The following is a 22,715-nucleotide window of genomic DNA, read 5'->3' on the forward strand; positions in this document are numbered from 1 at the left end:
CCTGTGAGTGTGACCCACGAAACACTTGATGCCGCGGCGGAAGTCCTGCCGGCCGAAGCCATTGACGCAATCGAACGCGCGGCAACGTCCGCCCACCGCCACGATGAACTCTTCTCGGAGCGCGCAGCCAACATCAAGCAGTCCGCCGTCCGCGATGTCTTCGACATCTCCCTGCGTCCGGGCCTCGTGTCCCTGGCCGGCGGCAGCCCGTACCTGCAGTCCCTGCCGCTGGAACGGCTCGGCCAGACGGCAGCGAAGATCATCGCCGACCAGGGCATGACCGCCCTGCAGTACGGCAGCGGCCAGGGTACGGAAGAGCTCCGCACGCAGATCTGCGAGGTGATGGCGGCCGAGGGCATCCTCGACGCCGACCCCCGGAACGTGGTGATCACCGCCGGCTCGCAGTCTGCCCAGGACGTGGCCACCAAGGTGTTCTGCGATCCCGGCGACGTTGTCCTCGTGGAGGACCCCACGTACGTCGGCGCCCTCAACACGTTCGAGGCCTACCAGGTGGAAGTGGCCGCCGTTCCCATGGACGGGCACGGCCTGGTTCCGGACCTCCTGGAGGCGCGGATCGCCGCCCTGCAGACAGCGGGCAAGAACATCAAGTTCCTGTATACGATCCCCAACTTCAACAACCCCTCCGGCATCACCATGGCCGAAGAGCGCCGGCAGGAAATCGTCAACATATGCCGCAATGCGAATATTCTGGTGCTGGAGGACAATCCATACGGCCTGCTCCGCTTCAACGGCAAGCCTTTGGCTCCGCTGCGGGCGGCAAACCCCGATGACGTCATCTACATGGGCTCCTTCTCCAAGATCTTCGCACCGGGCCTGAGGATCGGCTGGGCGCTGGTGCCCGCGCACCTGCAGCGCCGGTACTACCTGGCCTCCGAGGCTGTCACGTTGTGCCCGTCCACCCTCAACCAGATGCTGGTATCCGCCTACCTGCGGGACTACGACTGGAAGGGGCAGATCGAGACGTACCGCGGACTGTACTCCGAGCGGTGCCAGGCCATGCTTGCCGCGCTGGAGCAGTACATGCCGGAGGGGCTGAGCTGGACGCGGCCCGAGGGCGGCTTCTTCGTCTGGGTGACGCTCCCCGAGGGCGTCGACACCTATCCATTGCTGCGCAAGGCAATAGATGCCGGCGTGGTGTTCATCCCGGGTGCGGCCTTTACGCATGCCGATGGGCCGTCCAACAAGCTGCGCCTCGCATTCAGCGCCGTTCCGCCGGAGACAATTGCCGAAGGTGTACGGCGGCTCGCCCCGGTGCTGCAGGATGCCATCGCCGCACTGGAGCCGGGGGCGCTGTAGCCTGAATCATCGCTGCACTGCGCTAGGCTCTTCCATTAGCTTGACCGATCCAAAAGGAGCAGGACCATGACCGGAATTATTGTCGTCGGCGTTGACGGCAGCGAGACTGCCATGAGGGCTGCGGAAACAGCCCAGGGCCTTGCCGTATCGCTGGGAGCAACGCTGCACGTGGTCAGCGCCTTCGACAGCGACCGCACCGAGGTGTACGGCAGCGGCAGCGACCGGTGGATTGTTTCCGACGCGGGCGAGGCCGAGAAAGTGGCCAAGGACGTGGCGGCCCGGCTGAACACGGAAGGCCTGAAGGTCACCTATTCCTCGGCCCGCGGCAAGCCGGCGGAAGCCCTCATCAGGGAAGCCGAGCGTTTTGACGCCCGCATGATCGTAGTGGGCAACCGCCGGATGCGCGGACTGGGCAGGGTGCTGGGCAGCGTGGCCAACAGCGTGGCCCACAACGCCCCCTGCGACGTCTATATAGCCAAGACGGACGTGGCCGACTAGCCCTGCTTCAGGAGCCGGCGCAGGATCTTCCCGGACGCTGATTTGGGTACGGCGTCGATGAACTCCACCCGGCGGACCTTCTTGAAGGGTGCCACCCTGCCGGCCACGAAGTCGACCACAGCTGCTTCATCCAGCGCCTGGCCCGGCTCACCCGGCTGACGCACCACGAAGGCCATGGGCACTTCCTGGCCATCGGCGTCGGGCGTTCCGATTACGGCGGCATCGGCGATGCCGGGATGCGTCAGGAGCAGCGCTTCGAGTTCAGCCGGGGCGATCTGGTAGCCCTTGTATTTGATGAGCTCCTTGAGCCTGTCCACGATGGTGACCAGGCCGTCTGCCCGGACCGTGGCGATGTCGCCGGTGTGCAGGAAGCCGTCCGCATCGAGGGTGTCCGCCGTTTCCTCCGGCCTGTTGAGGTAGCCCAGCATCACGTTGGGACCGCGGCACAGCAGGTGGCCCGGGGCGCTGGTGCCGTCCGCCGGGATCTCGATCTCTTCACCGGTGGCGGGATCCACCAGCCGGCAGTCCATGTTGGGCACCGTGAAGCCCACGGAACTCACCGGCACTTCCGTGGCGTCCCGCGGAATCAGGTGGGACACCGGGCTCATCTCCGTCATGCCGTAGCCCTGCAGCACCCGGCAGCCCAGCCGGTCCGCCAGGGCGCGGCCCAGCTCCCCGTCCAGCGGCGCGGCGCCGGAGAGCGCGGTGTGGACGGAGCTGAGATCGTAGTCGGCAACGAGGGGATGCTTGGACAAAGCCACAGCCACCGGCGGAGCGATAAACAGGTACGTGCATTTGTGGTCCTGGATGGTGCGCAGGAAGTCGGCGAGGTCAAACCGGGGCATGGTGACCAGGCAGGCGCGTTCCCTCAGGGCCAGGTTCAGGAGCACCGTCAGGCCGTAGATGTGGAAGAACGGGAGCAGGGCAAGCAATCTGTCCTCGGGCGCCACGTTCAGCAGGCCCCTGGACTGTTCTACGTTGGCCACCAGGTTGCGGTGGCTGAGCTTCACGCCTTTCGGCCGTCCCGTGGTGCCGGACGAGTACGGCAGCACCGCCACATGGGTGGCCGGATCGAAGGAAATCCCGGGCGCCGTGGCGTCAGCTGCCAGCAGGTCCGTCAATGACGGGTGACCTGCGGCGCCGTCGAGCACCACCAGCCGGTCAGCAGAAATTCCGGCGCGTTCGGCGGCCTGCTCGGCGCCCGGGAGGAGCGCAGACACGGTAAACAGCCACGTGGCTTCGGCATCCTGGAGCTGCAGGGTCAGTTCATCGGCCGTGTAGAGGGAGTTGACGGTGGTGACGGTGGCGCCGGCGCGAAGCAGCCCGTGGAACACCGCGGCGAAGGCCGGGACGTTGGGGCAGAGCATCGCGGCAACCCCGTCGGCGCCGAGTCCGAGCGCGGACACCGCGCCCGCCACGGCGTTGATCTGCTCCAGCAGCTGGCGGTAGGTGGTCTGTTCGCCGCTGGCACCGTCCACGACGGCGGTCCGGTCCATATCCGCCTCCGTGAGACCGCCGAAGAGGTACTCATAAAGGCTTTGGTCGGGGATGACCACGTCCGGGAAAGGGCTCGAAAACACGCAAGATCTCCTTTGATCCGCTCCCGCCAGCCGGCGGAAGCTGCCGGCGGCAGCTGGTGCCACTCTAGTGCGGCATGTCAAGCATCCGCCGCCGCGGCTTGACCGGCGTCACTCGCCCTGGTGGGCAGCCTCACCCGTTTTTCGGCGGAATGGCGCGGTTTGCAACGGTAAAATTGGAGTGTGCTCGATGGTGCGGACATCCGGGTACCATCGACTTCAGGGGAACACCATGCTCACACTCCAGCGCCGCCAGCTGGTAGGCCACGACATCCTTCTGGCCCGCCACGGCAACCACATCAGCACCATGCGCGTGGACCGTGTCAACGACCGGGTGGTCGCTTTCCTCGACGACGGGTCAACGGACAGCGCCCCGAACCTCATCACGCCCGGCCTGAACCTGCCGGAGACCTTCCGGACCGTTATGCGCGATGACTGGAAGTTCTTCGCGGTGGTCACCACCTGCGTCACCGGGTTTGCCGGCGCGATGATCGCCGCGGCGGTCGCCCTGAGCGGGATGACGTCGGACCCGGCCCTGGCCCAGATGCTCGCGAACTACCCCGCCTATTAGGACGTCCCCTTCAACTGCCTTCTGTCGATTGACGCAAAGGAACCCCGCCGCTGAATTCCAGCCGCGGGGTTTCCTTTTTGCCAGGCAGCACTGGTTTAGGAGGTCCTGGTTTAGGAGGTCCTAGTCCAGGAGGAGGGCAGGCTCCTCAAGAATGGCTGCGACGTCGGCCATAAAGCGTGCCGAGAGGTCCCCGTCCACCACGCGGTGGTCGAACGATCCGCCCAGGGTGGTGATCCACCGCGGGATGACTTCGCCGTCCAGGACCCACGGCTTCTGCTTGATGGTGCCGAAGGCGACGATTGCCACTTCGCCCGGGTTGATGATCGGGGTACCCGTATCGATGCCGAGGGCGCCGATGTTGGTGACGGTAAGGGTGCCGCCCTGCATCTGGGCGGGCTGGGTCTTTCCGGCGCGTGCCGTGGTGGCCAGCTCGTTGAGCGCAAGCGCCAGTTCCTTGAGGGACAGGTCCTGGGCATTTTTGATGTTCGGAACCATCAGGCCGCGGGGTGTTGCCGCCGCAATGCCAAGGTTCATGAAGTGCTTGACATGGATCTCGGCGGTATCACTGCCGTCGGCGTTGTCCACCCATGTGGCGTTGACGCTGGGGTTCCGGGCGGCTGCCCAAATGACCGCCTTGGCCAGGATCAGCAGCGGGGAGACCCTGATGCCCTCGAAGTCGCGTGACACCTTGAGGCGCTTGACGAACTCCATGGTGCGGCTTGCATCAACGTCCACGAAGATGCTGACGTGCGGAGCGGCGAACGCGGACTCCACCATCGCCTTGGCTGTTGCCTTGCGGACTCCCTTGACGGGTATCCGCTCGATGCGCTGGTCCTGCGGCCGCCCGGACTTGCCCCAGAAGGTGTCCGCCTTGTCCACCTCGGCGTCGCGCTGGGCCTGGTAGCTCACCAGGTCCTCGCGGGTGACCTCGCCCCGCGCGCCGGTGGCCACGACGTCGGCGAGGTCGATCCCGAGGTCCCGGGCGATCTTGCGCACCGGCGGCTTGGCCAGGACCCGGTTCACCAGGCCGCTAATAGTTCCGCCGAGGGTCGGGCGTGCTGTGCCTTCGTCGGGTGCGGCGCCCTGGTCGGCGGCGGACGCGGGGCCGGCGCTGATCCAGATGCCCTGGGACTCGACGGGCTCGGTCACGGGGGCGGCGGCCGGCGCCGGTGCTGTCCTGGAGCCCGCCGAAACGGCGGCGGCAGTGGCTGACTTGCGCGGACGGCGCTTGACGGCGTCGGCCTTCGGGCCGGAACCCACGAGCGGCCCGGCCGCACTTCCAGCCACGGGGACGGCACGCGCTGCCGGTGCCTCGCTGTCTTCCTCAGACAGCGTTCCGTACATCGGTGCGCCGGCTGCGGGCTCCAGGCTAGGGGCCTGCTGCGGGGCGGCCGGCGCCGCCGCGGCGGCGGCGGCCGGAACATCCGCCGGCGTGGGGTCGCCGGACACGGCGTCGCTCACGCTGATGATCGGAGTGCCGACGTCGACCGTCACGCCTACCGGCACCAGCAGCTCGGTGACTGTTCCGGCGAACGGGGACGGCAGCTCCACCAGGGACTTGGCCGTCTCGATTTCGCACAGGATGTCGTTTATTGCGACGCTGTCACCGGGCTTGACGTTCCAGGAAACGATCTCGGCCTCGGTGAGTCCTTCGCCCACATCGGGGAGGTTGAACTTGTTTACAGTCATGGGGTCCTCGGTTTGGAAGGCGACGTCAGTAGGCAAGGGCGCGGTCCAGCGCCTCGAGGATACGGTCGATGTCCGGCAGGTAGTCCTCTTCGACTTTGGCCACCGGGTAGGGCATGTGGAAGCCGCCCACACGGATCACCGGGGCTTCAAGGGACAGGAACGCACGTTCGCTGACGCGGGCCGCAATTTCGCCGCCGATCCCACCGAAGGTCGGTGCCTCGTGCGCCACGATGAGCCGGCCGGTCTTCTTGACGGAGTCCGTAACGGTGTCGAAGTCGATCGGCGAAATCGAGCGCAGGTCGATCACCTCGACGCTGTGGCCGTCCTCGGCTGCCGCAGCGGCAGCAGCCAGGGCCACCGGAACCAGCGGGCCGTAGGCCACCACGGTGGCGTCCGTGCCTTCGCGCAGCACGTGTGCCTTGAACGGGTCCGCGGAGGCGCCGGGCGACTCCGTGTCGACGTCGCCCTTGAGCCAGTAGCGCCGCTTCGGCTCGAAGACGATCACCGGGTCCTGGCAGTCGACGGCCTGCTGGATCATCCAATAGGCATCGTGCGGGTTGGACGGGGTGATGATGCGCAGGCCGGCCGTGTGCGCGAACAGTGCCTCCGGGGACTCGGAGTGGTGTTCAATCGAGCCGATGCCGCCTCCGTACGGGATGCGGATGACAACGGGAACCGTGAGGTTCCCGTTGCTGCGTGCGTGCATCTTGGCCAGCTGGGTGGTGATCTGGTTGAAGCCCGGAAAGACGAAACCGTCGAACTGGATCTCACAGACCGGCAGGTAGCCGCTGAGGGCAAGTCCGATCGCGGTTCCGATGATGCCGGACTCGGCCAGCGGGGTGTCCACGACGCGGTCGGCACCGAACTCGCCGATCAGGCCGTCCGTGACCCGGTAGACGCCGCCCAGCGGACCGATGTCCTCGCCCATGAGCAGAGTCCGGGGATTGTTGCTGAGGGTAGCGCGCAGGCCTTCATTGATTGCCTTTGCAATGGTCATCGTGGTCATCGCTTGGCAGCCCCGTCCTTGTTTGCCTGCTCGGCGTTTGCCTGGTCGGCATCTTCTTCGTCAGCGAATCCTGCGCTGTATTCCTCAAACCAGGCCAGCTCTTCAGCCACCAGCGGGTGCGCCTCGGCGTACGTGTTCGCGAACGCCGTCCGGATGTCCGGGGTTTCGAGGTCGTGGGTCGTCTTGCGGACGTAGGCGGCGAGCTCGTCCCCGTCGGCTTTGACCTTTTCAAAAAAGGCGTCGTCTGCGAAGCCCTCGGTGCGGAGGTACTTCTCGAGCCGCTCGAGGGGATCCTTCGCCCGCCACTGCGCCTCTTCGTCGGAGCCGCGGTATTTAGTGGGATCGTCGGCCGTCGTGTGCGCGCCGACGCGGTACGTGAAGGCCTCGATCAGCACCGGGCTCTTGCCCTCGCGGGCACGCTCGAGTGCCCACTCGGTGACAGCGTGGACCGCGATCACATCGTTGCCGTCCACCCTGATGCCCGGGAAGCCGTAGCCCTTGGCCCGGTTGGACAACGGGACGCGGGTCTGCACCGTGCTGGGCACGGAGATGGCCCAATGGTTGTTCTGGCAGAAGAACACCACGGGCGCGTTATACGACGCAGCGAACACCATGGACTCGTGCACGTCGCCTTCGGAGCTGGCACCGTCGCCGAAGTAGACCATGACGGCGGCCTTGGGTTCCTGCGGCTGGCCCGGGGTGGCGTTGGCCGCCGCAAGTTTCTGGTCCCGCTGGATGCCCATGGCGTAGCCCACGGCATGCGGAGTCTGCGCGGCCAGAACCAGTGTGTACAGGTGGAAATTCGTGTCCTTGGGGTTCCAGCCGCCGTTCGACACCCCGCGGAACTGGCGAAGGAGTTCGGCCAGGTCCACGTTGCGGGTCAGTGCGACGCCGTGTTCGCGGTAGGTCGGGAAGATGTAGTCCTGCGGCTGGCTGGCCCGGCCCGAACCGATCTGCGCGGCCTCCTGGCCGGTGAGCGGCACCCACAGGGCCAGCTGGCCCTGACGCTGGAGCGCGGTTGCTTCCTGGTCGAAGCGCCGGATGGCTGCCATGTCAGCGTAGAAGCCGCAGAGCTTTTCGGCATCGAGACGGTTGGCGTACTCGGAGAAGACCGGGTCCTCACCCAATGTGCCGTCCGGCCCAAGCAGCTGGACCATGTGGGCGGCAGGCTCACCCAGTAGGGCCTCGGCCTTCGCCTCGAGCTGGTCGTCTACCCCGGTTCCGTCGAACTCGGTAGCAGGCAGATGTGTGGCGCCCATACCGTCTCCTCGCTTGCCGCACCTGCGTGCGTCGCAATCTCGCTGGGATATATGCCGGATCGGGAATACATTCCCGATCCGGCATATATTTTGGCTTACTGTCCCTTACTTTATCCGCAGTAGGCGGGCACCGGGCGCTATGTTAAGCGCTAGGAACGCCGTGGCGGGTTTGTATAGTTCGCACAGAGCTCCAGGAAGCGGGTGTTGGCTTCCGTCTCGCCGATACTCACCCGGACTCCCTCGTTGCCGAAGGCCCGCACCGACAGGGCCTGCCCACCCGCCAGCGCGGCGAACTCCGCACTGTTTTCGCCCAGATTCAGCCACACGAAGTTGCCCTGCGCATCCGGCACAAACCAGCCAAGTTCGCGGAGGCCGGCGGTGACGCGATCCCGTTCGTCCACCAGGCTTTGTACCCTTTCTACAACCTGACTGAAATTCTGCAGGGAGGTGACAGCGGCGTTCTCGGCGATCTGGGATACGGCGAACGGCGTGGCGGCCACGCGGAGGTGCTGGGTCAGCTCCGGATTGGCGACACTGTACCCCACCCGCAGGCCGGCCAGCCCGTGAGCCTTGGAGAAGGTCCGGAGCACCACCACGTTGGGGTATCTGCGGTACAGCCCGATGCCGTCCACGGCATCCTGCGCGCGGACGAACTCCTGGTAGGCCTCATCGATGACAATGACGACGTCGGACGGGACAGACCGGATAAACCGCTCGGTCTCGTCTTTTTCCAGAACGGGACCGGTGGGGTTGTTGGGAGTGCAGAGCAAGATCACCTTGGTGCGCGCTGTCACGGCTGCGGCCATGGCGTCGAGATCGTGCCGACCGTCGGCGGTCACGGGGATCCGGACGCTCTCGGCCCCTGCCAGTCCGACGCAGATGGGGTAGGCCTCGAAGGACCGCCAGGCGTAGATAACTTCATCCGCCTTGCCGTCGTCATTCTGGCCCGCGAAGGTCACGAGAATCTGGTTCAGGGCGCCGAGGCTGCCGGCACCGGTGACGATGTCCTCGGCGGGAACATCCAGGAACTCGGCGAGCGCTCCTCGGAGCTTGGTGCTGAGGGGATCCGGATAGCGGTTGAAATCGGTCTGGGCCGCGATGGCCTGCAACACTGCAGGAATGGGCGGAAGCGGGTTTTCATTGGACGAGAGCTTGTAGCTCGTAAGGCCCTCGACGACGGCGGGAGGCTTGCCTGCGGCGTAGCGGGGAAGCATGTCCACAACCGGCCGCGGCCTGATTCCGGCCGCGCTGTTCTCTGGTGAAGTCATGCCAACTAGCCTACTTGTCCCTCCCTGCCGCTTACCGCTGCCGTATGAAAGCATGGAGCCATGTTTTCTTTCATCGTGCGGGTACTCATCAACGGCCTGGCCCTCGGGATCGCGAGCTGGATCCTTCCCGGCCTGGACATCTCCACCACCGCCACGACGGAAGCCGTGGCGCAGGGCGGCGTCTCACAGGGAACCGACCCGATCGGCATCATCCTGGCGTACCTGTTCATCGGTTTGATCTTCGGCCTGGTCAACGCGCTGGTCCGCCCGATTGTCAGCCTGCTCTCCCTGCCCATCACCATCCTGACCCTGGGCCTGTTCACCATCGTCATCAACGCGGCGATGCTGTACCTGACGTCCTGGCTGAGCAGCTACACCCCGGTCCACTTCACCATCGATTCGTTCTTCTGGACTGCGGTGCTGGCAGCCATCATCATCACGGTGGTCTCGCTCGTGGCAGGCAGGATCACCGGCGTCCGACGCTAGCTACCGCCCAACCCATCTGGCCGCGCCCGATGGCGGCGTGCCCTGCTGGCGCGCGGGCGTAACCTGCGGTACCCGGTTCACGGCGAAGCGAGTCGCCGTCCCTGCGCCGCCCGCACCCAGTACGCCGGCGAGGACGGCGGTGTTTGCCACCAAAGAGGGGTCCTCACTCGCGGCAACGGCTCTGGCGCCTGCCTCGTAGTTGACGATTTTGTGGCCGGGTCCAAGTCCGGGGTCTTCGCCCGGCAGGGTGAGCGCCCTGTCGGTCAGTGTGACGGTGACCCTGTCCCGGGTATCCGGGTTGGGCGTTCCGTCGCTGCCGGGAACCCAGTCCTGGCGGTGCTCCAGGTGGAGCGAGGTGATTCCTGGTTCCGGCGTGATACCGCCGACCGGCGATCCGGCCGTCAGCACATATTTCAGGTCGAATTCGGCGAGGAACGCCTTGTCGCTGCTGAGGTTCATGGCGTGCGCCCCGCCCTGGCTGTAGCCGACGGCGACCACGTCGTCCCCCTTGACGGCACCGGCCTGGTGCAAGGCGGACAGAATGGCGGCGTTGAGATGCTCGGAGCCGTATCCCAGGGCCTCCGCAATTCCTGCCTCATCCAGCGGGTTTGGGCCCCCGGGCGGATCTGTGGGCTGCGTGCCGGGAACGAGGACCACATAGGCCTTGCGGCCCCCGTTGTCGACCTGTATGACTTCTATCTTTCCGTGGCCGTCCGCGTCCAACTCCCGCAAGCTTGCCAGGAGGCCGGCAGGAGATGTGTCCACTGTCTGCTCGCGCGTGAGTTCCTCGACGGCCGTGACGGGGCGCGGCCTCAGCTCCGGGAGAAATGCCTCGATGAACCTGCGTACCAGCGGGCCTACGGCGGAAATGTCCCTGCCGGCGGCTATCTCCGCCGCCAGAAAACGGGCGAGATCCGTCGGTGCAATCCCGGCCATCAGCCTGAGTGACAAAAACAGTGCCAAGGCCTCGGCGGCGTCACGGCTTGGGTAGTTGGAGGAGGTCAAGTCCACGAAAAGGTTGGGCACGAAGCCCCAGCCGTCGTCCGGCCATCGGATCCCTGCGGCGGCGAGGGCCTCGGCCGCCTCGTATTCCCGGTGGCTGGCCCGCACCTGGCTGCCGAGGCGCTGGAGTTCTTCCCTGACGGCGCGCACCGACTGGCCGCCCTCGCCCACCGCGATCAGCGCGGCCGTGCCGCTGGGGCGCGGATCGTTTTCGTAGGGACAAAGCTCTTCCCAGATGCGCCGCACGCTGACTTCAATGGCTGAGAGTTCGCCGGCCAGGCCTTCCAGTTGTGCGGCGCCGGCCATGAGTTCCTCCAACTGGAAGCGGATACCACCGACACCGCCGCGGATCCGCAGGCTTCCGTCCTCGCCCGGCCGCAACGGACCCAGCGGACCGCCGCTTCCCGACGGCGTGACCTCCGTCATTAGTAACCGCCCCCGGGGGTCCGTTGCGATGAAACGGAAACCTGCTGCGAATGGCGTCGGACGGCGTCGGACGCGGCAAACAGCCGCTCCCGCGCACGACTCAGCGCGGCCGCCTGCAGTGACACGGCAGTGCGGTACGCCTGCCCGGCCGGCGACTGCCACTCCGTCAACTGAACCTGACGGAACCGGAGCATCAGTGTGTCCAGGCTGTGCGCGCACTCAGCGACCCGCCAGGCCAACTGCTGGACCTCGAAGCTCCGCGAGCCACACGCGTCCGCATCTGCTGCCGTGATGCTGCCGCTCATTATGTATCCCCTGACTTTGTTCACCTGCGTGTTCGGTGAAAACGACGCTACGGAGCGGGCCGCGGACCCGGAACCGCCGCCGCCGGCTATGTGGAAAACCGAAGGCCCCGAAGAACCCCAGGCCTGGTGGGGGAAAGTCACACGGAACGCGCGCTTAAGGGGCGGCGGAACTTCATGAAAGAATCAGGACATGCCTGAAACTGCCGCCACAGCTGACACCCGTACGCCTTCCGGACGCCTGGCCCTTGCCGCCTCGCCGGACCAGATTGCCCTCGGCCCGCTGGACGGCCGTTACCAGTCCGCCGTCGCACCGCTGGTGGACTACCTCTCCGAGGCGGCGCTCAACCGGGACCGCGTGGCCGTAGAAGTCGAGTGGCTCATCCACCTGACCAGCAACAACGTCCTTCCGGGAGCGGGCCCGCTGACTGCTGAGCAGCAGGAACAGCTCCGCGCGGTGGTCACCGAATTCAACTCCGCGTCGGTCACCGAACTGGCCGAGATCGAGGCCGTAACGGTCCACGATGTGAAGGCCGTGGAGTACTACATCGGCCGCCGCCTGCCGGCCATCGGCATCGAACGCCTGACCGCGATGGTGCACTTCGGCTGCACTTCCGAGGACATCAACAACCTCTCATACGCGCTGGGCGTCAAGGGCGCTGTGGAGGACGTGTGGCTGCCGGCCGCCCGCGCCCTCATTGCGCAGATCAGCAAGATGGCACAGGACAACCGGGCCGTTCCCATGCTCTCCCGCACCCACGGCCAGCCGGCCACACCCACCACACTCGGCAAGGAACTGGCGGTCATCGCGCACCGCCTGACCCGCCAGCTGGACCGCATCGCCAAGACCGAATACCTCGGCAAGATCAACGGTGCCACCGGCACCTACGCCGCACACGTTGCCTCCGTTCCCGGCGCCGACTGGCAGCAGGTTGCGAAGTCGTTCGTGGAGGGGCTGGGCCTGACCTGGAACCCGCTGACCACCCAGATCGAAAGCCACGACTGGCAGGCTGAACTGTACGCCGACGTGGCACGCTTCAACCGGATCCTGCACAACGTCTGCACGGACATCTGGAGCTACATCTCCATCGGCTACTTCGCGCAGATCCCGGTGGCCGGCGCCACGGGCTCCTCCACGATGCCGCACAAGGTCAACCCGATCCGCTTCGAGAACGCCGAAGCGAACCTGGAAATTTCGTCCGGACTGCTGGACGTGCTGGGCTCCACCCTGGTCACCTCGCGGTGGCAGCGCGACCTCACCGACTCGTCCAGCCAGCGCAACATCGGTGTGGCCTTCGGCCACTCGCTGCTGGCCATCTCCAACGTGGCCAAAGGCCTGGACCGCCTGGATGTGGCGGAAGACGTCCTGGCCGGAGACCTCGACACCAACTGGGAAGTGCTGGGCGAAGCCATCCAGATGGTGATGCGCGCGGAGGCAATTGGCGGCGTCGAAGGCATGGAAAACCCGTATGAACGCCTCAAGGACCTCACCCGCGGACAGCGCGTGGATGCAGCCCGGATGCAGGAATTCGTGCAGGGCCTTGGCCTTTCCGCGGACGCAGAAGCCCGGCTGCTGGCGCTGACCCCGGGCAAGTACACGGGCATCGCGGACCGGCTGGTGGACCACCTCAAATGAGGCTCCTGCTCATACGCCACGGCCAGACCCCGGGCAACGTCCTGGGCCAGCTGGACACCGCGCACCCCGGGCCCGGGCTGACGGAACTCGGCGAGCGGCAGGCGGAGGCGCTCTCGCGTACCCTGGCGAATGAGCAGATCCATGCCCTCTACGCCTCCACGCTGATCCGGACCCAGATCACGGCTGCGCCGCTGGCGCGGCTGCACGGGCTCGACGTCGAGGTGCTTGACGGGATCCACGAGATTGAGGCCGGGGCGCTGGAGAAGCTCACGGACCACGAATCCCACAAGCGGTACCTGGGCACCATCTTCGCCTGGGCGGACGGAGAGCTGGACCGGCGGATGCCGGCCGGTCCGAGCGGCCGGGACTTTTTTGACCGCTACGACGCCGCGATCGCCAAGGTTGCCGCACTGGCCGACGGAGCGGCCAACCGGGGGTCGCTGGCCGTCGTCAGCCACGGCGCAGCCATCCGGGTGTGGGCCGGCCTGCGGGCCGGCAACATCGAAGCCGACTTTGCCATCCGCCATGCCCTCGCCAATACCGGCATCGTGGCACTGGATGGGGACCCCGACGCCGGCTGGAACCTGATCCACTGGGACGACAGCCCGGTGGGCGGCCTGGCATTGGCTGACCCTACTGCCGAGGACCCCGCGGGCAAGCCGGCCTAGCGGCCGCCGCCCTGGCCGGCCCGGCCCGCCGTGCCACGCCCGGCCACGAACATGCACTGGACTGCTCCCCGGAAGCCAGCCATGATGAAAGCAGGCGCGGGGGACAGAACAGTCGGCCGCGGCGTGCGGTGGCTCCCCGCGTAGTGGAGGCGCAGTGGCATGTCACGCAAGGCGGTACACACGGAAGATGCACCGGCTCCCGGCCACCCCGGGCCAGACCAGCCCTTCCTGGCGGCTTACTACGAACATGTAGCGCCGGAGGACCTTCAAAGCTACAGTCCCGAGAACCTGGAACAGCGGGCCGCGGCACACCGGGGACTGGCCGGCGTCCGCCCGCCCGGCACAGCCGCCGTCGACGTCCTCAATGAAAGCGATGCCAGCGTCCTGCTGGTGGTCACGGACGCCATGCCGCACCTGCTCCATTCGCTTACGGCCGAGCTGGCCCGCGAAAACGAGTCCATCAGGCTGTTGGTCCATCCCACGTTCCTGGTACGTCGGGATCCGGAAACGCACCAGTTACTGGAGATCCGGCCCGGATCGCCGCAGTCCGGCCTGCCGGCCGGAATTGCGCATAGTGCGGACCCCGCGGCGGCCGACACGGCGAATGACCCGCCGGGCTGGTCGTCGGAATCCTGGGTGGCCGCGGAGATCGGTCGCCTGCCGGGGGCACGGGGCATCCGGGAACTTGTTGCCAACGTGCAGCGCGTGCTGGCTGACGTGAAACTGGTGGCCGATGACACACCCGCCATCCATTCCCGGCTGGCGCAGGCCACCGGCACCGTGGACAGGCTCTCCAGCGGTTCGGCTCCAACTCCGGAGCAGCTCGGAGAACTCCTGCGCTGGCTGGACCGCGGCAACTTCCTGTTCCTGGGTTACTGCGAATACGAATATTCGGCAGCGGACGGCCGGGCTGCCCTCAAGTTGCGGCCGGGAACCGGACTGGGCCTGCTCAGGGAGGACCGGCCCGAAGCCAGCCAATCGTCGCCTGGCATCCCCCACTCGGAGGTTTTCACGCTGTCCATCTCGGACATGAGATGCTCCGTCCCGCGCCCGGCCTACCCGGACGAAATCCATATCCAAACCTTCGAGCGGACAGGACGGGCGACAGGCGAAATGCGCTTCGTGGGCCTGTTCGCCCCGGGCGCCACGGGCCGGTCCGTGCGGCGCATCCCGGTCATCCGGGACAAGGTCCAGGCGGTCCAGCGGCACTTCGGGTTCACCGAGGCCTCCCACCCCGGCAAGCAGTTGCTGGCCGTTCTCGAATCCTTCCCCTTGGACGAGCTGTTTCATCTGGACCCGGAGGAACTGTCCCGGCTGTCCCGCGAGATCCTGCTCCTGCAGGCACACCATCAGACACGCGTGTTCCTGCGGGCCGACAGCTACGGCCGCTTCATGTCTGCCCTGGTGTTCATTCCCCGCCACAGGTACAGCACCGCCGTCCGGCTCCGGATAGAGCAGGAGCTCAAGCAGGCTTTCAGGTCCTCGTCGCTGGAATTCGAGGTCCGGGTCAGCGAATCGCCCATGGCCCGCGTCTTCTTCCGGATCCTGCTGCCCGTGGGCGGGGCGCGCGACGTCGACGCTGCCGCACTGGAGCGGAGCCTGGTCAGCGCAACACGGACGTGGGCCGAAGGCCTGGACGAAGCGCTCCGGGACAGGTTGCCCTCCCCAGAGGCCGGCCGGCTGTCCGTCCTCTGGTCCGCCGCGTTCCCCGCCAGCTACCGCGCCGACTTCGAGGTCGAGGACGCGGTGGAGGACATCAGGCGGTTTGAAAAGTTCGACCTCGACGGCGCGGGCGGGCGGCCGCTCAGCGATCCGCAGCTGGCGGTTTACTTCCGCACCGATGCGTCCCCCACGCTGGCCGAAGACGCACGGATCCGGCTGTACCTGACCGAGCCGCAGAGCCTGACACAGATCCTGCCCTTCTTCCACAACCTTGGCCTGGAGGTGCTGAACCAGCGCCCCTTCGACGTCGTGCGGGGTAGCAACCGGCCGCTGTTTCTGTATGATCTCGGCGTCAAGTATCCACCCGGTGTAGACCCGGCCGGAACCAGCGCGCTGCTGGCGGATGCCTTCAGTGCAGCTGTCCGGGGGGACGAAGAGTCTGACCGCTTCGACGCCCTTGTGCTCCGGGAGGAGCTCACGTGGCGGAAGGTGGTCATCCTGCGCAGCTACGCCAAGTACCTGAGGCAGCTGGGGACCATCTACACCTACGGCTTCATCGCCGACACCCTGCTGGCCAACGTGCCCGCCACCCACGCGCTACTCGGCCTGTTCCATGCCCGCTTTGATCCCGAGCTCAGCCCCTCCCGGCGGCTCCAGGATACGGCTGCCGCCCGAGCCGCAGTGGCCGAGGCGATCGACGCCGTCCCGTCCTTGGAAGCGGACCGGTTACTGCGGACCTTCCTGAACCTGATCGAGGCGACAACCCGCACCAACTTCTTCCGCCACCGGCCCTACCTGAGCTTCAAGCTCCGGCCGTCCGACATTCCGGGAGCACCCTACCCCCGGCCTAGATTTGAGATCTGGGTCTATTCACCCCGCGTGGAAGGCGTGCACCTGCGGTTCGGACCCGTGGCGCGCGGGGGCCTGAGATGGTCGGACAGGCGTGAGGACTTCCGCACCGAGATCCTTGGTCTCGTCAAAGCCCAGACGGTCAAAAATTCGGTGATTGTCCCCACCGGAGCCAAGGGCGGCTTCTATCCCAAACGGTTGCCCAGTCCGGCCTCTGACCGTACCGCCTGGCTAAAAGAAGGGGAGGAAAGCTACAAGGACTTTGTCCGCGGGCTGCTGGACGTCACGGACAACCTGGACACGTCCGACGTCGGAACGGCGCCATCGCGCGGAACGCGCGGGACCCCCGGCCGGGTCATCTCACCGGAGAATGTGGTGAGGCACGACGACGACGATTACTACCTCGTGGTGGCGGCTGACAAAGGAACGGCCGCATTCTCCGATACGGCCAACGGCGTGGCATTCGAGTACGGCTTCTGGCTGGGCGATGCCTTCGCCTCAGGCGGCTCCGTAGGCTACGACCACAAACAGATGGGCATCACGGCCCAGGGTGCCTGGGAGTCCGTCAAGCACCATTTCAGCGAACTCGGCATCGACTCGCAGCGGGAAGACTTCACGGTTGCCGGCATCGGCGACATGAGCGGCGACGTGTTCGGCAACGGGATGCTCCTCTCAAACCACATCCGGCTCGTGGCAGCCTTCGACCACCTGCACATCTTCCTGGACCCGGCTCCGGACCCGGCGGTTTCGCTGGCGGAACGCCGCCGCCTGTTCATGCTGCCACGATCGTCGTGGGCGGACTACGACGCCTCGCTGATCAGCCCGGGCGGCGGAGTGTATTCGCGCCATGCCAAGTCCATCCCCATCACCGCCCCGGTAGTTTCGGCGCTCGGGCTCCCGGGCACGACGTCCAAGATGACTCCGCCCGAGCTGCTGCAGGCCATCCTGCGCGCGCCGGTGGACCTTATCTACAACGGCGGCATCGGGACATACATCAAGGCCTCCTCCGAAACTCATGGCGAGGTGGGCGACAAGGCAAACGACCCCGTCAGGATCAACGGCAATGAGGTCCGTGCCAAGATCATCGCCGAGGGGGGCAATCTCGGCGTCACCCAGCTCGGCCGGATTGAAGCCGCCCTGGGCGGCGTCCTGCTCAACACCGATGCGATCGACAATTCGGCCGGGGTGGACTGCTCGGACCATGAGGTCAACATCAAGATCTTCATCGACCGCATGATCGCCACAGGCAGGATGGGAGCGTCCGAACGCGCCGGGTTCCTGCACTCGCTCACGGACGAAGTGGCACGGCTTGTGCTGAAGAACAACCAGGACCAGAACACCCTGCTGCTCAACGACCGGGCCCTGGTCCTGAATTGGAGCCCCGGCTTCGAGCGAACCATGGACTGGCTGGAGAACGCCTCCGACCTTGACCGGCGCCTGGAAGGACTGCCCAGCGCCGAACAGCTCCATGCGCGGCTGCTGACCGGCAAAGGCCTCACGGCACCCGAATTGTCCGTGCTGGCGGCCTACGCCAAGATCGAACTTGCCAAGGAACTGAACGAGAGCGACGTCGCCGAGGACCCGTGGTTCGAACGCGTACTCCGCAGCTACTTCCCGCACCAGCTCGCGGACCGATTTGGCCCGGAACTCAATGCCCACCCGCTGCGCCGGCAGATCATCTGCACCGTCCTGGCCAACGACATGATCAACCTCGGCGGAATCACTTTCGCCTTCCGGACCATCGAGGAAACCACCGCCACCGCCGCAGCTGTTGCCAGGGCATTCATCGCAACCCGCGAAGCATACGACCTGCAGCGGTTCGTGGACCGGGTGGCCGAGCTGCCCCCCGAGGTCCCCAGCGAACACGCCGCAGAGCTGACCCTGCATATGCGCCGGATCCTCGACCGGGCCATCCGGTGGTACGTCACCCACGACCATCGTGACCAGCCCGTTGCCGGGGCCCTCGCCAGGATCACGCCCACGCTGGAGCTGCTGCGGAACAGAACCCGGGACTTCCTGCGCGGTGACAGCATCGACCTCGTCGAGGAACGGCAGGCACACTGGGACGGCGTCGGGCTGCCCCATGACCTGGTACGCCGCGCCGCCGACCTCCTTGAGAGCTTCGGGCTGCTGGACATCTCCCTGATATCGGAACAGATCGATGAACCCATCGAACGGATCACGGACCTGTACTGGACAGTGTTTGCGCGGATCGGCGCACTCAAGTTACTGCTGCGCATCACGGCTCTTCCCCGGGAGAACCGGTGGGAGGCACTCGCCCGGGCAGCACTGCGTGACGATGTCTATTCAGCCGTTGCCGACATGACGATTTCGGTGATGGAGATGACGAAGGGCGCTGACGCCGAAGGTGCTGATTCAATCGAGCGGATCGTGGCCTGGGAACGCGGCCACCAGGAGCAGCTGGTGCGGATCAAGGACACGTTCGCGGAAGCCACCAGGCCCGGACAGACTGACATCCACTCGATCTCAGTGGCGCTCAAGCTGCTGCGGACGCTGGTGCGGCACTAGGCGATGGCCCTGGCTGCGGCCGTCACATTCGGCAGGGAGTCGAGCTGGAAGCCGCAGCTGCACCGCCACAGGGCCGGGAGTTCAGCAGGGGCCTCGGCAGCGTCATAGGAGTAGGCGTATTCAGCCGGGCCGGAGCTCGGAGTGGTCCACTCCATTGCGGCTCCGCAGTGGAACGGTGCGCCAAATGACAGTAGGGGCTCAGCTGTAGCCAGCCCCGAAATGTACCCGGGAAATTCAGCGAGGGTTACCAACTGCCACACGACTCCTTATGCAAACCGCCCAAAACACGGATAGTAAGCATACATACAAATCCGCGTGACGGCCATCACGGCGACTGCCGGATATGTCCGGACGCGGAGGCCGGCCCCTGCGCCCACCGCCGCGACACCGACAGTTCTCCGGACGCTTACGCGCAGGAAACACCGCGGAAATGGCCCCCTCTTAGGCTTATTTTGCATAACCCTTCGGCGAATCGAGGCAGCGATGCAGACCAACCCCCGACTCAACATCAGGCAGGTCACCTGGGCCAACCCCGTGGGCGCCGACCTGCGTGCAGCACAGCAGGCGGAACTGGATGCCCGCTTCGGCACGAAGGACCACGAACCCGGACCGCCGCCGTCGGAAGTGGACACGGCTGTTTTCCTGGTGGCCTACGAGAAGAGCTCGGGGCAGCCCGTTGGCTGCGGCGGACTGAGGATGCTGGACTCCACGACGGCGGAGATCAAGCGCCTCTACGTCCTCCCGTACACGCGCGGTTCCGGCGTGGCGAGTTCCATCCTGGCTGCCCTGGAGGCGCACGCATATGGCATGGGCGTCACATCCATCACCGCCGAAGCGGGCTCGGCCCAGCCCGACGGACGGAACTTCTACCAGAGCTGCGGCTTTGACGAAGTGCCGAACTTCGGCCCATACATCGGCGTGGAGCACTCGTACTGTTACGCCAAAAAGATCGATTCCCACAGCGCCGCCCACACGGCGATGGCCTGACGGCGTGAACCGCCCGCCGCCGCCGTCACACTGCGGGCGGCGGGCCGCTGTCGGCTAATCTCGCATTATGGAATCGGCAGACATCACTTTCCGCACGCGCAAATGGGTGCGCCCTGAGGACCTCAACGCCAACGGCACGCTGTTCGGCGGAAGCCTGCTGAAATGGATCGACGAGGAAGCGGCCATCTATGCCATCCTCCAGCTCGGCAATGGCCGCGCAGTCACCAAGTACATCTCCGAAATCAACTTCGTCAGCTCGGCGGTGCAGGGCGACCTCATTGAGATGGGGCTGACCGCCACCCGCTTCGGCCGGACCTCACTGACCATGCGTGCCGAAGTACGGAACATGATTACGCGCCAAAGCATCCTCACCATCGAGGAGATCGTGTTCGTCAACCTCAGCCCGCACGGCAAGCCCGAACCGCACGGCTACACCGAAATCACCTACGACCGCGACCGGATCCCCACCCACCACCTGACGGAGACCCTGGAACAGGACTAACGAACGCCGTCGGCTCCGGATCAGGAACGTCCGACGGCGGCTGCCCGGCTTTTCCGGGCGGCAACCCGCAGCAGGCGGTCCCGCAGGGGCTGGGCCCGTTCGGCGAGCGCGAGGCGCGTCATGCCGGCGGACGCCAGGCGCAGGAGCTGCGTCCGGACAACCCGCTGCCTGTTGTACGCCGCGAGCGCTGCGGGAACGGGCCGGGAGTTCAGCAGCTGCGCCAGGGTTGCAGCGTCCACGAGCGCTTCGCAGGCGCCCCGCCCAAGGTTGGGCGTCATCCCGTGAGCGGCGTCGCCCACCAGCACTGACCCCTTCCGGCCATAATCGGCGAGCAGCGGTACGGTCCAGATCCGTTGGGCCAGCGTTGTCTCCGGAGCAGCGGTTTCCAGGACGCGGCCGACGGCGGCGGCGCCCCCGGCGAAGCGTGCCCGCGTTTGCCGCAGGGCCTCGGCCACATCCACTCCGGCCGGCCCCAGGCCAGACCTGAACGATGCATACCAGTAGGTCCCGCCGCGGGACGTGGGGGCAATGCCGAAGAGCGTCCCGCGACCCCAATACTCGCCGCCTGCGTCCTCCCCCACAGGCTCAGCAAGAACTCCGCGCAGCGCGAGGTACGGGGTGGGCCTTGCATCCGCGTGCCCATCCCGGAACGCCCGGCGGACCACGCTGTGCACGCCGTCCGCGCCCACCAGGAGACCGGACATGGCCGAGGTGTCCTCCACCCGCCGCGTGACGCGGTGCACCGACCGCGGCACGGCGGCCTCGAGGACGCCGAGTAGCCCCGCCCGGGACACGCCGAGGACACCACGCACTTCAGGGGAGAGCCAGGCGATGCCGGCGCCGTCCCGAAGCGCCATGCCGCCCAACGGGACAGCAATCTTCTGCACCTCCGGCAGGATGCCCAGCGCGGCCAGGGCACGCTGCGCCTGCGGCCACATGGCGAGCGACGACTCCACCGACGGCAGTCCGGGCCGCTGCTCGTGGATGGTGACGTCGAAGCGTTGCGTGTCCAGGCCCGCCGCGAGCGCCAGGCCGGCAACGCCACCCCCAACAATGGTTATGGCTTCCATGGACCGATGTTATGCCCGACGGCTGTGAAGCCCGACCCTGTGAAGCCCGACGGCGGCAGCCGCGTTGCGCGGCCCCGGGCTGCTAGGCGGAAGGCCATCCGGTGTACGCCTCGGCGAGGTATGCCTTGCCGTGCCGGGATGAGACCACGGAGTTGAGTTCGCCGAGCTGGCGGGCGCGGGAGAAGTCGTCGGCATCCGCCGGAGTGTGGAGCATGGAGGTCATCCAGTAGGAGAACTGCTGGGCCTTCCACACACGTTCGAGGGCGCGGTCGCTGTACGCGTCCAGGAGCGCAGAGGACCCGCCGTGGTAGTAGCTGTCCAGTCCCTCAAACAGGACCTTGACGTCATGGATGGCCAGGTTCAGACCCTTGGCCCCGGTGGGCGGGACAGTGTGCGCTGCGTCCCCGGCCAGGAAAAGCTTGCCGTGGCGCATCGGCGCGTGCACGAAGCTGCGGAACTTCAGCACCATCTTGTCGAGGACCGGGCCCTCCTTGAGCTCGAAGCCGTTGCCGTTCACCCGGCTCCGGAACGCGTCCCAGATGCGCTCCTCGCTCCAGTCGTTCACGTCCTCGTTGGGGTCGCACTGGAAGTACATCCGCTGTACGGTCTCGGTCCGCTGGCTGATCAGGGCAAAGCCGTTGTCCGAATTGGCGTAGATCAGCTCGTCGGAGCTGCGGGGCGCTTCAGCCAGGATGCCGAACCAGGCGAAGGGGTATTCGTGGAAGTACCACTTGCGCTGCGCCTCCGGGATCTGGAAGCGGCAGTGGCTGCGGGACCCGTCGGCACCGGTGATGAAATCGGCCTGCAGCTCGTAGTCCGTGCCGTCCGCATCCGTGAACCAGACCTTCGGCGATCCCTCGATGTCGTGGATGGTGGTGTCCGTGACGGTGAAGCGGACATCCCCACCGTCGGCCTCGCGGCGTGCGGCGAGGTCCATGAACACGTCTGTCTGCGGGTACAGCCACACGGACTCCCCCACCAGGTCCTTGAAGTCGATCCGGTGGCTTTCGCCGTTGAAGCGCAGCTCGATGCCGTCGTGCCGGTCCCCTTCCCGCAGCACCCGGTCCGAGACGCCGCTGTCCACCAGCATGTTTACGGTACCGTGTTCCAGGATGCCGGCACGAACGGTCTCCTGGATTTCCTGGCGGCTGCGGATTTCGATCACGGTGGATTCGATGCCGGACTTGGCCAGCAGGTGGGAGAGCATCAGTCCGGCCGGGCCTGCGCCCAGAATGGCCACTTGGGTGGTGATGACTTTACGGGCTGCCATGGTGTTCCTCGCTTCATTGCGCGGCCCCGGCGGAAGTGTCCGGTGGCCTGTTGGATCGTCTGGCTAACAGTGTGCGCCGCGGCCCGTGATCCGCGTTACAGAAATTCCGTTGAATGGAATTTTCCGGGCAGTCTCACGCCG

Annotated in this window: 19 protein-coding genes; 9 read left to right on the plus strand and 10 right to left on the minus strand. The window is 66.4% G+C overall.

Annotated elements, in window-relative coordinates; all coding sequences use genetic code 11:
- Positions 1-9: 9 nt before the first annotated feature.
- Positions 10-1,317 carry a PLP-dependent aminotransferase family protein gene (locus FCN77_RS25070; RefSeq protein WP_137324461.1) on the plus strand — a complete coding sequence of 436 codons (1,308 nt, stop codon included), beginning with the start codon at positions 10-12 and terminating at the stop codon, positions 1,315-1,317.
- 66 nt (positions 1,318-1,383) lie between these two features.
- Positions 1,384-1,815, plus strand: coding sequence for a universal stress protein (locus FCN77_RS25075; protein WP_137324462.1), 432 nt, complete (start codon positions 1,384-1,386; stop codon positions 1,813-1,815).
- Here the strand turns inward: FCN77_RS25075 and FCN77_RS25080 are convergent.
- Positions 1,812-3,395 carry an AMP-binding protein gene (locus FCN77_RS25080; RefSeq protein WP_137324463.1) on the minus strand — a complete coding sequence of 528 codons (1,584 nt, stop codon included), beginning with the start codon at positions 3,393-3,395 and terminating at the stop codon, positions 1,812-1,814. The genes FCN77_RS25075 and FCN77_RS25080 overlap by 4 nt on opposite strands.
- A 229-nt stretch (positions 3,396-3,624) precedes the next feature.
- Between FCN77_RS25080 and FCN77_RS25085 the strand changes: the two genes are divergently transcribed.
- Positions 3,625-3,963: a hypothetical protein gene (locus FCN77_RS25085; protein WP_137324464.1), complete on the plus strand. Its 339-nt coding sequence runs from the start codon at positions 3,625-3,627 to the stop codon at positions 3,961-3,963.
- A 120-nt stretch (positions 3,964-4,083) separates the two neighbouring features.
- On the opposite strand, the gene FCN77_RS25090 is transcribed toward FCN77_RS25085, so the two are convergent.
- The 4 genes from FCN77_RS25090 to FCN77_RS25105 form a co-directional block, all read right to left on the minus strand.
- Positions 4,084-5,652 carry a dihydrolipoamide acetyltransferase family protein gene (locus FCN77_RS25090; protein WP_137324465.1) on the minus strand — a complete coding sequence of 523 codons (1,569 nt, stop codon included), beginning with the start codon at positions 5,650-5,652 and terminating at the stop codon, positions 4,084-4,086.
- Positions 5,653-5,677: 25 nt separating this feature from the next.
- Positions 5,678-6,658, minus strand: a complete 981-nt coding sequence (locus FCN77_RS25095; protein ID WP_137324466.1) for an alpha-ketoacid dehydrogenase subunit beta — start codon at positions 6,656-6,658, stop codon at positions 5,678-5,680.
- On the minus strand, positions 6,655-7,917 hold the full coding sequence (gene pdhA, locus FCN77_RS25100; protein WP_137324467.1) for a pyruvate dehydrogenase (acetyl-transferring) E1 component subunit alpha: 1,263 nt from the start codon (positions 7,915-7,917) through the stop codon (positions 6,655-6,657). The genes FCN77_RS25095 and pdhA overlap by 4 nt, the downstream gene beginning before the upstream one ends.
- A 149-nt stretch (positions 7,918-8,066) precedes the next feature.
- Positions 8,067-9,185 (minus strand): histidinol-phosphate transaminase, encoded by a 1,119-nt coding sequence (locus tag FCN77_RS25105; protein WP_175417391.1) that lies wholly within the window; start codon positions 9,183-9,185, stop codon positions 8,067-8,069.
- A 60-nt stretch (positions 9,186-9,245) separates the two neighbouring features.
- Between FCN77_RS25105 and FCN77_RS25110 the strand changes: the two genes are divergently transcribed.
- Positions 9,246-9,671, plus strand: a complete 426-nt coding sequence (locus FCN77_RS25110; RefSeq protein ID WP_137324469.1) for a phage holin family protein — start codon at positions 9,246-9,248, stop codon at positions 9,669-9,671.
- Here FCN77_RS25110 and FCN77_RS25115 read toward each other — a convergent pair whose 3' ends face one another.
- Positions 9,672-11,099 carry a hypothetical protein gene (locus tag FCN77_RS25115; protein WP_137324470.1) on the minus strand — a complete coding sequence of 476 codons (1,428 nt, stop codon included), beginning with the start codon at positions 11,097-11,099 and terminating at the stop codon, positions 9,672-9,674.
- A complete protein-coding gene (locus FCN77_RS25120) occupies positions 11,099-11,404 on the minus strand; it encodes a hypothetical protein (protein ID WP_254678752.1) in 306 nt (101 codons plus the stop codon). The genes FCN77_RS25115 and FCN77_RS25120 overlap by 1 nt, the downstream gene beginning before the upstream one ends.
- 190 nt (positions 11,405-11,594) lie before the next feature.
- Between FCN77_RS25120 and purB the strand changes: the two genes are divergently transcribed.
- The 3 genes from purB to FCN77_RS25135 all read left to right on the plus strand — a co-directional run bounded on the left by purB (position 11,595) and on the right by FCN77_RS25135 (position 18,745).
- A complete protein-coding gene (gene purB / locus FCN77_RS25125) occupies positions 11,595-13,037 on the plus strand; it encodes an adenylosuccinate lyase (protein ID WP_137324471.1) in 1,443 nt (480 codons plus the stop codon).
- Positions 13,034-13,705, plus strand: coding sequence for a histidine phosphatase family protein (locus FCN77_RS25130; protein WP_137324472.1), 672 nt, complete (start codon positions 13,034-13,036; stop codon positions 13,703-13,705). Before purB ends, FCN77_RS25130 begins: the two co-directional genes overlap by 4 nt.
- 159 nt (positions 13,706-13,864) lie before the next feature.
- Positions 13,865-18,745, plus strand: a complete 4,881-nt coding sequence (locus FCN77_RS25135; RefSeq protein WP_137324473.1) for an NAD-glutamate dehydrogenase — start codon at positions 13,865-13,867, stop codon at positions 18,743-18,745.
- On the opposite strand, the gene FCN77_RS26150 is transcribed toward FCN77_RS25135, so the two are convergent.
- A complete protein-coding gene (locus FCN77_RS26150; RefSeq protein ID WP_175417392.1) occupies positions 18,742-18,900 on the minus strand; it encodes a hypothetical protein in 159 nt (52 codons plus the stop codon). The genes FCN77_RS25135 and FCN77_RS26150 overlap by 4 nt on opposite strands.
- A gap of 328 nt (positions 18,901-19,228) precedes the next feature.
- On the opposite strand from FCN77_RS26150, the gene FCN77_RS25140 reads away from it, so the two are divergent.
- Together FCN77_RS25140 and FCN77_RS25145 are read left to right on the plus strand one after the other, a co-directional pair.
- Positions 19,229-19,732, plus strand: a complete 504-nt coding sequence (locus FCN77_RS25140) for a GNAT family N-acetyltransferase (RefSeq protein ID WP_043485551.1) — start codon at positions 19,229-19,231, stop codon at positions 19,730-19,732.
- 67 nt (positions 19,733-19,799) lie between these two features.
- Positions 19,800-20,234 (plus strand): acyl-CoA thioesterase, encoded by a 435-nt coding sequence (locus FCN77_RS25145; RefSeq protein WP_104175167.1) that lies wholly within the window; start codon positions 19,800-19,802, stop codon positions 20,232-20,234.
- 20 nt (positions 20,235-20,254) lie between these two features.
- Here FCN77_RS25145 and FCN77_RS25150 read toward each other — a convergent pair whose 3' ends face one another.
- Both FCN77_RS25150 and FCN77_RS25155 read right to left on the minus strand, forming a co-directional pair.
- On the minus strand, positions 20,255-21,304 hold the full coding sequence (locus tag FCN77_RS25150) for an FAD-dependent monooxygenase (protein WP_137324474.1): 1,050 nt from the start codon (positions 21,302-21,304) through the stop codon (positions 20,255-20,257).
- An 82-nt stretch (positions 21,305-21,386) separates the two neighbouring features.
- Positions 21,387-22,574, minus strand: a complete 1,188-nt coding sequence (locus FCN77_RS25155; protein WP_137324475.1) for a 4-hydroxybenzoate 3-monooxygenase — start codon at positions 22,572-22,574, stop codon at positions 21,387-21,389.
- Positions 22,575-22,715: the final 141 nt, after the last annotated feature.

It is taken from the genome of Arthrobacter sp. 24S4-2 (assembly GCF_005280255.1).
Taxonomy (GTDB): domain Bacteria; phylum Actinomycetota; class Actinomycetes; order Actinomycetales; family Micrococcaceae; genus Arthrobacter.

Coding starts and splice junctions, on each gene's coding strand:
- FCN77_RS25075 (WP_137324462.1), top strand. CDS start 1,384: ATGACCGGAATTATTGTCGTCGGCGTTGACGGCAGCGAGACTGCCATG.
- FCN77_RS25085 (WP_137324464.1), top strand. CDS start 3,625: ATGCTCACACTCCAGCGCCGCCAGCTGGTAGGCCACGACATCCTTCTG.
- FCN77_RS25090 (WP_137324465.1), bottom strand. CDS start 5,652: ATGACTGTAAACAAGTTCAACCTCCCCGATGTGGGCGAAGGACTCACC.
- FCN77_RS25095 (WP_137324466.1), bottom strand. CDS start 6,658: ATGACCACGATGACCATTGCAAAGGCAATCAATGAAGGCCTGCGCGCT.
- pdhA (WP_137324467.1), bottom strand. CDS start 7,917: ATGGGCGCCACACATCTGCCTGCTACCGAGTTCGACGGAACCGGGGTA.
- FCN77_RS25105 (WP_175417391.1), bottom strand. CDS start 9,185: ATGACTTCACCAGAGAACAGCGCGGCCGGAATCAGGCCGCGGCCGGTT.
- FCN77_RS25110 (WP_137324469.1), top strand. CDS start 9,246: ATGTTTTCTTTCATCGTGCGGGTACTCATCAACGGCCTGGCCCTCGGG.
- FCN77_RS25115 (WP_137324470.1), bottom strand. CDS start 11,099: ATGACGGAGGTCACGCCGTCGGGAAGCGGCGGTCCGCTGGGTCCGTTG.
- FCN77_RS25120 (WP_254678752.1), bottom strand. CDS start 11,404: ATGAGCGGCAGCATCACGGCAGCAGATGCGGACGCGTGTGGCTCGCGG.
- purB (WP_137324471.1), top strand. CDS start 11,595: ATGCCTGAAACTGCCGCCACAGCTGACACCCGTACGCCTTCCGGACGC.
- FCN77_RS25130 (WP_137324472.1), top strand. CDS start 13,034: ATGAGGCTCCTGCTCATACGCCACGGCCAGACCCCGGGCAACGTCCTG.
- FCN77_RS25135 (WP_137324473.1), top strand. CDS start 13,865: ATGTCACGCAAGGCGGTACACACGGAAGATGCACCGGCTCCCGGCCAC.
- FCN77_RS26150 (WP_175417392.1), bottom strand. CDS start 18,900: ATGGAGTGGACCACTCCGAGCTCCGGCCCGGCTGAATACGCCTACTCC.
- FCN77_RS25140 (WP_043485551.1), top strand. CDS start 19,229: ATGCAGACCAACCCCCGACTCAACATCAGGCAGGTCACCTGGGCCAAC.
- FCN77_RS25145 (WP_104175167.1), top strand. CDS start 19,800: ATGGAATCGGCAGACATCACTTTCCGCACGCGCAAATGGGTGCGCCCT.
- FCN77_RS25150 (WP_137324474.1), bottom strand. CDS start 21,304: ATGGAAGCCATAACCATTGTTGGGGGTGGCGTTGCCGGCCTGGCGCTC.
- FCN77_RS25155 (WP_137324475.1), bottom strand. CDS start 22,574: ATGGCAGCCCGTAAAGTCATCACCACCCAAGTGGCCATTCTGGGCGCA.